This window comes from Atlantibacter subterraneus (assembly GCF_007570865.1).
GTDB classification, from domain to species: Bacteria; Pseudomonadota; Gammaproteobacteria; order Enterobacterales; family Enterobacteriaceae; genus Atlantibacter; species Atlantibacter subterraneus.
In genome coordinates this window covers 18,780-31,866 of sequence record NZ_VLPS01000009.1, presented here as the reverse complement: position 1 = coordinate 31,866, position 13,087 = coordinate 18,780, and the positions used below count along the sequence as shown (strand labels likewise).

Below are 13,087 nucleotides of genomic sequence, written 5' to 3'. Positions count from 1 at the left end.
TTACCTCTTGCATTAAAAATCATATATGAATATTTATTCGATAAGGGTAAAAAAAAGCGCCTTTCGAACCAAACTGTGACGCGCTACGCTTTTGCGCTACCTTCCATCGCGACTTTCTGGGCCACCACGGCGGCTTTCTGCTGCATGCGGTTTTGCATCTGGTCGATAATCACCGCCACAATAATCACGATGCCTTTGATCACCATCTGCCAGAACTCGCTGACGCCCATCATCACCAGACCATCGGCCAGGAAGCCGATCACAAACGCGCCGACCAGGGTGCCGAGAATAGTGCCGCGTCCGCCTGCCAGCGAGGTTCCGCCGAGCACCACCGCCGCGATAGCGTTCATCTCAAAGGCGGTACCGTTCGCCGGATGGCTCGCCACCAGCTGCGCAGAGACCACAATCCCGGCGATAGCGGCGCAGAAGCCGGAGAGGGTATACACCCAAATTTTTACCTGTTTTACTTTCACGCCGGACAGTTCGGCAGCGCGTTCGTTATCGCCGATGGCGTAAACGTGGCGGCCAAAGGGCAGGCGACGGGCGACGTAGGCGATAGCAATTGCCAGCACAATCATCATCCAGATGGCCCAGGGCATACCGAGGAAGTTACCCGCGCCGATCTCGTCGAAACCGGTGTTGCCCAACTGCGGGTTACCCGAAAGGCCGGGGAAGGTTTCGCCTCCCGACGTCAGCATCGCCGCGCCACGCAGCACGTACATGGTGCCGAGGGTGCAGATAAACGGGGCCACGTTATAGCGGGTGATAATCCAGCCGTTGGTCGCGCCAATCAGCCCGCCAATCAGCAGCACTAACGGCACAATCACCCAGACGCTGGGGAAAATCGCGATGCCGAACATCGGCAGCACGATGCCTTTGGTGATCAGCCATCCGGCGATCATTCCGCACAGCCCGAGCGTCGCGCCGATGGACAGGTCAATGCCCGCAGTGATAATCACAAAGGTGATGCCGAGCGCCAGGAAGGCGTTGATGGCGATGTGTTTAATCATGATCACCATACTGCCCATGGCGAGGAAGTCGGGCACCATGATGGAGAAAAAGCCGACTATCAAAAACAGCGCAATAAAGGTGCGCAGCTTTAACAGCAGCAGGAGGATATTTTCCCGCGAACTGAATAGCGAGGCGGGTCTTGCGTTAAGCGCGACTGTCTCATTCGTTTTCATATCAGAACCCTTGTGCACTAGCGGAAACCAATGCCGACTCTTCGGCGTTTTCACGGGGAATATCAGCGGTCACTTTGCCGCCGGACATCACCAGGATGCGGTCCGACACCGCCATAATTTCTTTCAGATCCGAGGTAGAAAACACCACCGCGATACCCTGTTCGGAGAGCTGCACCATCATGCGGAACACGTCGGCTTTGGCACCCACGTCGATACCGCGCGTCGGTTCATCCAGCAGCAAAAGCTTGGGGTTGGTGAGTAGCGAACGGCCAATCACCACTTTTTGCTGGTTGCCGCCGCTCAGCGCCTGAATTTCTACTTCCGGCGAGGAGACCTTGATCGACAGATTGCCGATGGTGGTCGCCACCACCTGTTCCTCATCGCGCCTGGAAATCGCGAACCCGCTCTGCAAGCGCCGCCACAGGCTGGCGATGGTCAGATTGCTGGCTACCGACGAGATCGGGAAGATACCGGTGCGCTTGCGGTCCTCCGGCACCAGGCTCATCCCCATGCGGATGCGCTCCGCCGTGGATAAACGCGGCGGCACCGGTTTGCTGTCCAGCCACAATTTGCCGAGATAGTTGCGGTTGGTGCCGAGCAGGCACTCAAACAGCTCGGTGCGGCCCGCGCCCATCAGCCCGTAAATACCGACGATTTCCCCGGCGCGCACGTTAAAGGTCACGTCGTCCACCACTGCATTGCCCGAAGCGTTGACGCAGGTAATGTGCTCCGCTTCCAGCACCGGTGCGCCAAACTCACGGCCCGGCGTCAGGAAGCTGGACACCGGCTCGCTGCCGAGCATTTCGCGCACGATCCACGGCACGTCGATGTCGCTGACCTGCGCCTCGGCCTGAAACTTGCCGTCGCGCAGAATGGTGATCACATCGCCAATCGCCATCAGCTCTTCCAGCCGGTGGGAGATATAGATGATGGAGACGCCCTGGCGGGTGAGTTCGCGGATCACCCGGAACAGGATCTCCACTTCGGTTTTACTCAGCGCCGAAGTAGGCTCGTCGAGGATTAAAATATCCGCGTCTTCCGCCAGCGCCTTGGCGATCTCCACCAGTTGTTGCTGGCCGACTTTCAGATTCGCCACCTGCTCGTTTGGCGAGATCGGCTGATCGAGGCGCTTGAGCAGTTCCGCGCTGCGCTGGATCTGGGTGGCTTCATCAATCGGCTTCAGCCCCTGTTGCAGCTCGCGGCCCAGAAAGATGTTTTCCGCCACGGTCAGGTTCTCAAACAGGTTAAGCTCCTGATGCACCATGCCGATGCCGTGGGCGGCGGCGTCGCGGGTATTGGCGAAATGCACCGGCTTGCCGTTGAGTTCGATGGTGCCGGTGCTCGGCTGCTGCACCCCGGCGAGGATTTTCATCAGCGTGGATTTCCCCGCGCCGTTCTCGCCGATAATCACATTTACTTTGCCGCGCCAGACGTTGTAATCGACGTTATCCAGCGCCACGGTGCCGGGGAACAGCATCGACACGCCACGGGTACGCAAAACAATCGGATCCTGCATTATTTCGCTCCCTGCTGGATATCCAGCGCCACGGCGTCGGACAGCACGCCATCTTTGAGATTTCCGGCGATCAGCATCGTCACCGGCTGCTGCTGCCATGAGGCGTCAACCGGCGGCAAGTGTTTCACCGCTTCGCGGTTATAGGCTTTGGAAAGCTGAGCAAACTGGACCTGGTTGGTGAAATCCTCAAATTTAAAACCGGCGGCATCGCGCACCGCATTGCCCCTGATCAGCGGCCCAATCTGAACCTCCAGCGGCTTATTGTTCAGCGTCACGGTCACTGACCGTTCGCGTGCATTGGTTAAATCCACTTTCTCGATGTTGCTGTGCAGGCGCACAAACACGCTTTGCGGCGTCGGGCTGTTGGGCAGCGTCGCGGCATCCAGCGCATGGTCGCGCGCCGGGGCGCTGACCCGGCTGTCCCATGTTTGTTGCGCTATCTGCGCGGGTGTCATATTGGCGAAACTCGCTTTCGCGTTGGGATCTGGCGGAATGATCGGTTTACCATTCTCGTCCAGATCCACCACCCGGCAGGCAGTCAGCAACAGGGTACTGCAACACAACACGCCAATACCCCATTGTTTCAACGACATACAACCTCCGGCTTAGTTGCTCAGTTTGAAGGTGTTCAGTTTGGAGGCGTTGGAATCGTCAATCAGCACGCAGTCCATCAACTGTTTTTCCTGCTCTTTGGCTTTGCCGTTTTTCAGGTAGTAATCCGCCTGAACGACCGCCATCTGCGCCTGCTCCCAGCCCGGTTGCAGCACGGTGGCTTTGATGTTGCTGCCAGCTTTAATTGAATCGCGCACATAGTCGCTGCCGTCGAAGCCCACCACGATCACATTAGTTTTACCCGCCGCTTTCAGCGCCGCTTCTGCGCCCAGCGCCATAGTGTCGTTACCGGAAATCACGCCGACGATATCCGGCTGGGTTTGCAGAATGGCTTCCATACGGTTGAAAGCTTCGGTCTGGCTCCAGTTGGCGGTCTGCTGGGCCACCATTTTCATGTCCGGGTAGTCGTCGAGGATGTCGTGATAGCCCTGAGAGCGCACGTGGGCGTTGGTATCCGACTGGCGGCCCAGCAGCTCAACGTATTTGCCTTTGCCGTCGAGCAGTTTGGCGAATTTCTCTGCGCCGAGCTGCGCGCCCTGATAGTTGTTAGACACAATCTGGGCCACCGCGACGCCGGTTTTGTTGATTTCACGGTCGATCAGGAACGCCGGAACGCCAGCGGCTTTGGCTTTTTCCAGCGGGCCGACGGTGGCGTCTGCCCCGGCGTTGTCGAGAATAATTGCTTTGGCTTTACGGGCGATGGCGGTCTCAATCAGCTGGTTCTGTTTGTTCACGTCATCGTCATGCGATGCCACCAGCGTGGTGTAGCCGAGCTCTTTGGCTTTAGCGGCAGCGCCGTCCGCTTCGGCTTTAAAGAACGGGTTGTCGTGTGAAGGGGTGATGATGGCAATCAGTCCGTTGTCAGCGGCATAGAGGTTGGCAGAAGCCGCAAACAGCGCAGCCACTAATGATGCTTTCAGTAGGGTGTGTTTCATTTTTATCTCCACATTGAATATATATTCAAACATGATTTATTATTCAATGTAACCATATGCCCCGGAACTAGATCTGTCTACGGTCAATTCAGCGAAATGATGAAAAGGCGAAAGCGATCACAATTTGTTCACTTTTGGGTCAAAAAGGGGCCTTACTTGTTATTTATTCAGTCTTGAATAAAAATACAGGGGGACTCAGGAGGTGCTATGTCAAAACAGGATGAACAACGGCTGCTGGTGAAAATCGCCACGCTCTATTATGTCGATGGAATGAAGCAATCTGAAATTGCTGGCCTTCTGCAGCTTTCGCAGTCATTTGTCTCGCGCGCTATCACCCGCTGCCAGAAAGAAGGAGTGGTGAAAATCAGCGTGATCCAACCGCCGAATATTTTTCTGTCGCTGGAGAACGCGCTGGAGCAGAAATACGGTATCCGCCAGGCGATTGTGGTGGACGTGGATGAACCGGCGTCATCGGCGCAAATCAAACACGCCATCGGCAGCGCCGCCGCGCATTACGTAGAAACGCGGCTGCGTCCTGATGATTTAGTGGGCATCTCTTCCTGGAGCAGCACCATCCGCGCCATGGTGGATGAACTGCACCCGCAGAGCATCAAAGCGCGCGGGGTGATCCAACTGCTGGGCGGCGTGGGGCCGAACGGCAATGTGCAGGCGACCATTTTGACCCAGAATCTCGCGGCGCAATTGGGCTGCCAGGCCTGGCTGTTACCCTCGCAGAGCATCGAGCATTCGGTGGAAGAGCGTGCCCGACTGGTGTCGAGCGATGACGTGGCGGAAGTGGTGCGTAAATTCAGCGAAGTGGACGTGGCGATCCTCGGCATCGGCGATCTGGAGCCGTCGCAGCTGCTGAAAAATTCCGGCAACTACTACGGCGAAGCCATGCTGAAAACCCTGGCGGCGCGCGGTGCTGTGGGGGATATCTGCCTGCATTACTACAATGCCGAGGGTGAACCGGTGCTCAGCAAAGAGGAAGATCCGGTGATCGGCATGGAGCTAAGCCAGGTGCGCGACTGCCCGCACGTGGTGGCGCTGGCGGGCGGTACCGAAAAGGTCAACGCCATTCGCGGGGCGCTGAACGGTAAATACATCGATGTGCTGATCACCGATTATCCCACCGCGCGCCAGCTCGCCTGATCTCTGACTGGGCATCCGACCGGATGCCCTGAACAATCCTCATCCCAACGTGAATTTTTCTCATGTGCCGTGAATTTTCTTCGTTTGCACAACCTGCCGCTGCATGACACTCTCAATGCATCTAGCCGTCCAGATGGCTAAAACTTCATAATGCGAACAATCACCCTGGGCAATTATCTTCAGGGTCAAGGAGACACCATGCAACGCCAACTTCCCCCATACCGCGCCGATGTTGTCGGCAGTTTTTTACGCCCTGACGCCATTAAAAGCGCCCGCGAACAGTTCGCCCGTGGCGATATCGATGCCAGCCAGCTGCGCCAGGTAGAAAACGATGCCATCCGCGCCTGTGTGGAAGAGCAGTGCGCCTGCGGCCTGACGGTGGTGACCGACGGCGAATTCCGCCGCGCCTGGTGGCATCTTGATTTCTTTGCCGCACTGCAGGGCGTGGAGCTGGTGGAAGTCAACCAGGGGATCCAGTTCTCCGGCATCCAGACCAAAGCCCAGAGCGTGCGCGTTACCGGCAAAGTGGCGTTCGGCAACCATCCGATGCTGGAAGATTTCCGCTTTCTGAAAAGCGTCAGCGGTAACGCCGAGCCGAAAATGACTATCCCCAGCCCGAGCGTGCTGCACTTCCGCGGCGGCGCGGCGGCCATTGACCGCAACGTCTACCCGAATCTCGATGACTACTTCGCCGATCTCGCCGTGACCTGGCGCGATGCCATCCGCGCGTTTTACGACGCCGGCTGTCGTTACCTGCAACTCGATGACACCGTCTGGGCCTACCTGTGCTCTGACGAACAGCGCCAGCAGATCCGCGATCGCGGCGAAGACCCGGACCAGCTGGCGCAGATTTATGCCCGTGTGCTGAACCAGGCGCTGGAAGGCAAACCGGACGATCTGACCATCGGCCTGCACGTTTGCCGGGGCAACTTCCGCTCCAGCTGGATTGCCGAAGGCGGCTATGAGCCAGTGGCCGAAGTGCTGTTCGGCACCGTTAACGTCGACGCGTTTTTCCTTGAATACGATAACGACCGTTCCGGCGATTTCTCTCCGCTGCGCTTTATCCGTCCGGGCAAACAGCAGGTGGTGCTGGGCCTGATCACCACCAAAAACGGCGAACTGGAGAACCGTGAGCAGATAAAAGCACGCCTGAAAGAAGCGTCACAGTATGTGGATCTCAACCAGGTTTGCCTCAGCCCGCAGTGTGGATTTGCCTCTACCGAAGAGGGCAACGCCATTACCCCTGCCGAGCAGTGGAATAAAGTCCGTCTGGTGACGGATATTGCCGCTGAAGTGTGGTAATTATTGCCATTTCTTATTACTGATAATCATCAGCCATCATAAAAACTAATATCCGCCGGTTAATCCTGGCGGATATTGTTTTATTGCACGGCTTTAATGCAGCCTTGCACCAAATTATTCACTGGACGTTCATTTAAAATTGAATAAACCAATAAAAATAATCCAATCCTTTGATATTTAATCATTTATAAATATTGGCATCACAATTGCTTTATTCCTCCCATCTTGTATACCAGTTGGGATGCCAGCCAATGATGCCACTCTCTTCTTCGCCCGGTGTAATGACGCTCGATGAATGGAAACAATTCTGTTCTCACTCGTTCGATGCCCTGTCAGATATTTATCGCCAGCTTATAAATGGATTTGATAAACAGGATCCCGCGTGGATTAGCTGTGCCAGCGAGGAATTAATCGATTCGCAAATTGCTCAATTAGCCGCCTGGCTGAAAGAGGGCAAAAGCCCGCACGATTTCGCGCTGTGGGGCGTGCCGTTTGCGGTGAAAGATAATATCGACGTCGTCGGGTTTGAAACCACCGCCGCCTGTCCGGCGTTTGCCTATCTGCCGGAAAAAGATGCCACCGTGGTGGCGAAGCTGAAAGCGGCGGGGGCGATTGTGGTGGGTAAAACCAACCTCGATCAGTTCGCTACCGGTCTGGTGGGGACGCGCTCGCCGTATGGCGCGGTGCCCAATACCTTTGACGCCCGATACGTCAGCGGCGGCTCCAGTTCCGGTTCGGCGTCGGTGGTGGCGCGCGGGCTGGTGCCGTTTGCCCTCGGCACCGATACCGCAGGATCGGGCCGCGTTCCGGCGGGCTTCAACAATATTGTTGGTCTCAAGCCAACCAAAGGCTGGTTCTCGGCCAGCGGCGTGGTGCCTGCCTGCCGCCTCAACGATACGGTGTCGGTATTCGCCCTCACCGTTGACGACGCGGCGAAAGTCGCCAGCATCGCCGGAGGGTTTGACGCTGAAGACGCTTACTCGCGCCGCAATCCGTTTACCGCCCCCGCGCGCTTTAGCGTTAAGCCGCGGCTGGCGGTGCCGGATCGCCTTGAGTTCTTTGGCGATGAATTGAGTGAAGCCGCCTTTGCCAAAAGCCTGACGCGGCTGGAAGCGCTGGGCGTGCAGTGCGTTCCTGTTGATTTCACCCCGTTCCGCCAGCTTGCCGAACAGCTCTACGCCGGGGCCTGGGTGGCGGAGCGCACCGTGGCGGTGGGCGATATCCTGGCGCGTTTCCCCGAAGCGATGGATCCGACGGTGCGCGGCATCGTTGAAGGCGGCAAGCGCTTCAGCGCCTGCGACGCCTGGCAGGCGGAATACACCCGCGCCGCGCTGGCCCGGGAAATCAACAGCGTGCTGGCCGGGTTCGACGCGCTGGTGGTTCCCACATCTCCCACCATCCACACCATCGACGAGATGGCTGAGGAGCCGGTGCGCTACAACTCGCAGTTTGGCACCTACACCAACTTCACCAACCTTGCCGATCTCAGCGCGCTGGCGCTGCCGGGGGATTTTCGCGCCGACGGATTACCGGCGGGCATCACCTTAATCGCCCCGGCCTGGCACGACGCAGCGCTGGCGGATTTCGGTCGCCTCTGGCAGCAGGCGCTGCCGCTGCCGTTAGGCGCAACCTCAAAAGCGTTACCCATCAGCACGCCGGTTGCCGCGCAGGGGTTTGTGCGCCTGGCGGTGGTGGGCGCGCACCTGCGCGGCCAGCCGCTTAATTTCCAGCTCACCACCCGTAACGCGGTTTTTGTCGAGGAAACCACCACCGACGCCAGCTATCAGCTGTATGCCCTGGCAAACACCACGCCGCCGAAGCCCGGCCTGTCACGGGGCGACAGGGGCCAGCCGATTGTGGTGGAGCTGTGGGACGTGCCGCTGGCGCGCTTTGGCGAACTGGTGGCGGAAGTGCCTGCGCCGCTCGGCATCGGCTCGCTGACGCTGCACGACGGTCGCCAGGTGAAGGGCTTTATCTGCGAGCCGTATGCCCTGGCCGACGCCACGGATATCACGTCATGGGGCGGCTGGAAAGCCTGGCTCGCCCGTCACCACAGCGCCTGAGGAGAACGCCATGTTTCAACGTGTACTGATTGCCAACCGTGGCGAAATCGCCTGCCGCGCCATTCGCACCCTCAACCGCATGGGCGTTGAGAGCGTGGCGGTGTATTCCGACAGCGACCGCAACGCGCCGCACGTCGCCGACGCCACGCGGGCGATTGCCCTCGGCGGCGACAGCGCGCGGGATAGCTACCTGAATATCGATAAGATCCTCGCGGCGGCAAAAGAGAGCGGCGCAGAGGCGATTTTCCCCGGCTACGGCTTTCTCTCCGAGCGTGCGGAATTTGCCGCCGCCTGCGAAATGGCGGGCATTGTGTTTATCGGCCCGGACGCCTCGCAAATCGCCGATTTCGGCCAGAAGCACCGCGCCCGGGCGCTGGCGGCTCAGGCGGGTCTGCCGATGACGCCCGGCACCGGGCTATTGCAAAGCCTCGAAGAGGCCTGCGAGCAGGCGACGGAAGTGGGTTTCCCGCTGATGCTGAAAACCACCGCCGGAGGCGGCGGCATCGGCCTGATGCGCTGTGAAGATATGGCGGCGCTGTGCGAGGCGTGGCAAACCGTCAAGCGCCAGGGGGCGCAGTTCTTCAGCGATGACGGCGTATTCCTTGAGCGCTGCATCGACCGGGCGCGCCATCTGGAAGTGCAAATCTTTGGCGACGGCAAGGGCAAAGTGGTGGCGCTCGGCGAGCGCGACTGTTCGCTCCAGCGCCGTAACCAGAAAGTGCTGGAAGAGACGCCCGCGCCCAATTTGCCGCAGTCCACCCGCGAGGCGATGCTCAACGCCGCCGTGGCGCTGGGGGAGTCGGTGAATTACCGCAGCGCGGGCACCGTGGAATTTATCTACGAAACGGCGCAGGACGCGTTTTACTTTCTTGAGGTCAACACCCGGCTCCAGGTTGAGCACCCGGTGACCGAAATGGTGACGGGTCTCGATTTGATCGAATGCATGGTCAGACTGGCGGCGGCGCAGCCGCTGGACTGGCAGGCGATGGCCCGCGCCCCCGGCGGCGCGGCGATTGAGGTGCGCATCTACGCCGAAGATCCGCTGAAAAACTTCCAGCCCAGCCCCGGCGTGCTCACTGAAGTCTGCTTCCCGGATAATGTGCGGGTAGACGGCTGGGTCAGCACCGGCAGCGAGGTCAGCGCGTTTTATGACCCGATGATCGCCAAAATCATTGTTCACGGTCAGGATCGCCAGGATGCGCTGCTTAACCTGCGCCGCGCGCTTGACGCCACCCGGTTAGCGGGCATCGCCACCAACCTTGACTATCTACGCCAGCTGGCAGTGCTGCCGGAATTCAAGGCCGGGGTGATGTGGACCCGGCTGCTGGATGAGGTCAGCTATCAGGCCCACGCCATTGAAGTTCTGGAGCCTGGCACTTGGAGCAGCGTGCAGGATTATCCGGGCCGCCCCGGCTACTGGGATATCGGCGTCCCGCCCTCCGGTCCGATGGACGACCTGGCGTTCCAGCTTGCCAACCGCATTGTCGGCAACCATCCGAGCGCGGCGGGGCTGGAGTTTACCCTGCAAGGCCCGACGCTGCGTTTTCACAGTGACGCGATTATCGCCCTGACCGGCGCAAACTGTCCGGCACAACTCGACGATAAACCGGTGGCTTACTGGCAGCCTGTCATCGTTAAAGCCGGGCAAACCCTGACGCTGGGCCGCGCTACCCGCGGCTGCCGTACTTATCTGGCGGTGCGCAACGGCATCGACGTGCCGCTGTATCTCGGCAGCCGTTCCACCTTTGCCCTCGGGCAGTTTGGCGGCCATGCGGGCCGCACGCTGAAGGTCGCCGACATCCTGGCGATTTCCCGCCCGGAACTGGCGGCCTGCACCACGCCCGCGCCGATTGCCCTGCCGCAAATGCCGGAACCGGCGCTGATCCCGAGCTACGGCGATACCTGGGAAATTGGCGTACTGTACGGGCCGCACGGCGCACCGGATTTCTTTACCCCCGAATCGATGGAAACCTTTTTCGCGACCGAGTGGGAAGTGCATTACAACTCCAACCGCCTTGGCGTGCGGCTGAGCGGGCCTAAACCGCAATGGGCGCGGGCCGACGGCGGCGAAGCGGGCCTGCATCCGTCAAACGTTCACGACTGCGAATACGCTATTGGCGCGATTAACTTTACCGGCGATTTCCCGGTGATTTTGACCCGCGACGGCCCGAGCCTTGGCGGCTTTGTCTGCCCGGTGACCATCGCCAAAGGCGAATTGTGGAAAGTCGGCCAGGTCAAACCCGGCGATAAAATCCGCTTCCATCCGGTGAGCTTCGCCTGGGCGCAGTCGCTGGAACTGGCGCACCAGGTGGCGGTCACCAACCTGTGCGCCGCTAATACGCTGCCGGATATCCCGGCCTCGATTGAACCTGGCGCGACCCGCAGCGCGGCGATCCTCGCCCAGTGGGAGGCGGAGGCTGCGCGTCCGGCGGTGGTGTGGCGACAGGCTGGCGACAGCTACATCCTGATTGAGTACGGGGAGAACGTGCTGGATCTGGCGCTGCGCCTGCGGGTACATCTGCTGATGGCGGCCATCCGCGAGGCGGCTATCTCCGGCGTTGAGGAACTCTCTCCCGGCGTGCGATCGCTCCAGGTGCGCTATGACGGGCAGCATATCTCCCAGTCCCAACTGATGGCGCAACTGCTGCATCTGGAAGCGTCGCTGGGTGACGTGGCGACGTTGAAAATCCCGTCGCGCATTGTCCATCTGCCGATGGCGTTTGAAGACAGCGCCACCCTGGCGGCAGTGGAGCGCTATCAGCAAACAGTGCGCCCGGCTGCGCCGTGGCTGCCAAACAACGTCGACTTTATCGCCCGCGCCAACGGCCTGAGCGACCGCGACGAGGTGCTGCGGATTATCACCGACGCCAGCTATCTGATCCTCGGGCTGGGTGATGTCTATCTCGGCGCGCCCTGTGCGGTGCCGGTCGACCCGCGTCACCGCCTGTTAAGTTCCAAATACAACCCGGCGCGCACCTGGACCGCCGAAGGCACCGTGGGCATCGGCGGGATGTATATGTGCATCTACGGCATGGATTCCCCCGGCGGCTATCAGCTGGTGGGGCGCACGCTGCCCATCTGGAACAAATTCCTGCGTAACGGGCAGTTTGGCGACGAGCCGTGGCTGTTGAAATTCTTTGATCAGGTGCGCTTTTACCCGGTCAGCGAAGACGAATTAACAGCATTCCGCGAAGCCTTCCGGGAAGGGCGAGCACAGGTGCGCATTGAGGAGAGTGAATTCGACTTTGCTGCCTACCAGCAGTTTCTGGCGGATAACGCCGCCGATATCGCCGCGTTCCGCGAACGCCAGCAGGCGGCGTTTAGCGAAGAAGTGGCGCGCTGGCAGACTGATGAAAGTGACAACGTCACGGAAAATAGCCTGCTTAACGCCGCCGATGACCAGCATCAGGGCCAGCGGGTTAACGCCGATCTCAACGGCAATATCTGGAAAATCCTCGTCGAGCCTGGCCAGTGCGTGAAGCAGGGCGAGCCACTGATCGTGGTCGAGGCAATGAAAATGGAGCTGATGGTCTGCGCCCCGAACGACGGCACGGTCACCGCGATTGGCTGCCAGCAAGGGCGTCCGGTCGGCCCCGGCGATGCGCTGCTGTGGCTGGCGGCCAGCTGATGAGCATGCTGGCCCAGGAGGGCATCGCCGGACGGGTCTATCAGCACGTCAAACAGGCGATCTTTGATTTCCAGCTGCTGCCCGGGGACCGGTTCAGCGAATCGGATATCGCTACCCGGGTGGGCGTCAGCCGCACCCCGGTGCGCCAGGCACTGTATGCCCTGGAGCAGGAGGGCTATCTCGACGTGCAGCCGCGCAGCGGCTGGCAGGTGAAGCCGGTGGATTTCGACGCGCTGGAAGCCTTTTACGACCTGCGGGTGGTGCTGGAAAGCGAAGCGGTGCGCCGTCTGTGCCAGCGGACCGATGCCGCGATCCCGGCTGCGCTTCAGGAGCTGGTGCGCTTCTGGATCGATTCGCCGGCCCTGGCGGAGGGCAGCGACGTCGCGCCCTGGGATGAAGCTTTTCATATGACGCTGGTGAGCGCCGCCGGGAACCCGGAAATGGCGCGGGTACACCGCGAAGTGACCGAGAAAATTCGCATCGTGCGGCGCCTCGATTTCACCCAGGCACCGCGCGTGGCGGCAACCTACGCCGAGCATAGCGCCATCTTGCTCGCCATTATCCACCGCGACGTAGAGGAGGCGTGTGACCAACTGACCGCGCATATCGCACAAAGCCAGAAAGAGGTTCGCAAAATTACGCTTCATATGCTGCACCAGGCGCGGCAGGAGAAGTGTCGTTAATCCTAATCACAC

At 59.8% G+C, this 13,087-nt stretch carries 9 protein-coding genes; 5 read left to right on the top strand and 4 right to left on the bottom strand.

Going from position 1 to position 13,087, the window contains the following annotated elements; translation table 11 throughout:
• Positions 1-83 precede the first annotated feature (83 nt).
• The 4 genes from FND52_RS17155 to FND52_RS17140 are packed head-to-tail and all read right to left on the bottom strand — an operon-like array spanning position 84 to position 4,247.
• Positions 84-1,184 carry an ABC transporter permease gene (locus FND52_RS17155; protein ID WP_144132089.1) on the bottom strand — a complete coding sequence of 367 codons (1,101 nt, stop codon included), beginning with the start codon at positions 1,182-1,184 and terminating at the stop codon, positions 84-86.
• Between the two features lies 1 nt (position 1,185).
• The gene (locus FND52_RS17150) at positions 1,186-2,700 is read right to left on the bottom strand and encodes a sugar ABC transporter ATP-binding protein (RefSeq protein ID WP_185760725.1); all 1,515 of its coding nucleotides are present in this window, start codon (positions 2,698-2,700) and stop codon (positions 1,186-1,188) included.
• The gene (locus tag FND52_RS17145; RefSeq protein ID WP_144132087.1) at positions 2,700-3,293 is read right to left on the bottom strand and encodes a DUF2291 family protein; all 594 of its coding nucleotides are present in this window, start codon (positions 3,291-3,293) and stop codon (positions 2,700-2,702) included. Before FND52_RS17145 ends, FND52_RS17150 begins: the two co-directional genes overlap by 1 nt.
• A gap of 12 nt (positions 3,294-3,305) precedes the next feature.
• Positions 3,306-4,247, bottom strand: coding sequence for a D-ribose ABC transporter substrate-binding protein (locus FND52_RS17140; RefSeq protein WP_125293367.1), 942 nt, complete (start codon positions 4,245-4,247; stop codon positions 3,306-3,308).
• Positions 4,248-4,454: 207 nt separating this feature from the next.
• Here FND52_RS17140 and FND52_RS17135 point away from each other — a divergent pair, with 207 nt between their 5' ends.
• The 5 genes from FND52_RS17135 to FND52_RS17115 all read left to right on the top strand — a co-directional run bounded on the left by FND52_RS17135 (position 4,455) and on the right by FND52_RS17115 (position 13,075).
• A complete protein-coding gene (locus FND52_RS17135; protein ID WP_125293366.1) occupies positions 4,455-5,399 on the top strand; it encodes a sugar-binding transcriptional regulator in 945 nt (314 codons plus the stop codon).
• 198 nt (positions 5,400-5,597) lie between these two features.
• Positions 5,598-6,701: a cobalamin-independent methionine synthase II family protein gene (locus FND52_RS17130; protein WP_125293365.1), complete on the top strand. Its 1,104-nt coding sequence runs from the start codon at positions 5,598-5,600 to the stop codon at positions 6,699-6,701.
• A 251-nt stretch (positions 6,702-6,952) separates the two neighbouring features.
• Positions 6,953-8,764, top strand: coding sequence for an allophanate hydrolase (gene atzF, locus FND52_RS17125; RefSeq protein WP_144132085.1), 1,812 nt, complete (start codon positions 6,953-6,955; stop codon positions 8,762-8,764).
• A gap of 10 nt (positions 8,765-8,774) precedes the next feature.
• Complete coding sequence (gene uca / locus FND52_RS17120; protein ID WP_144132083.1) at positions 8,775-12,392, top strand: urea carboxylase; 3,618 nt, start codon at positions 8,775-8,777, stop codon at positions 12,390-12,392.
• Complete coding sequence (locus FND52_RS17115; RefSeq protein ID WP_125293362.1) at positions 12,392-13,075, top strand: GntR family transcriptional regulator; 684 nt, start codon at positions 12,392-12,394, stop codon at positions 13,073-13,075. The genes uca and FND52_RS17115 overlap by 1 nt, the downstream gene beginning before the upstream one ends.
• Positions 13,076-13,087 lie beyond the last annotated feature (12 nt).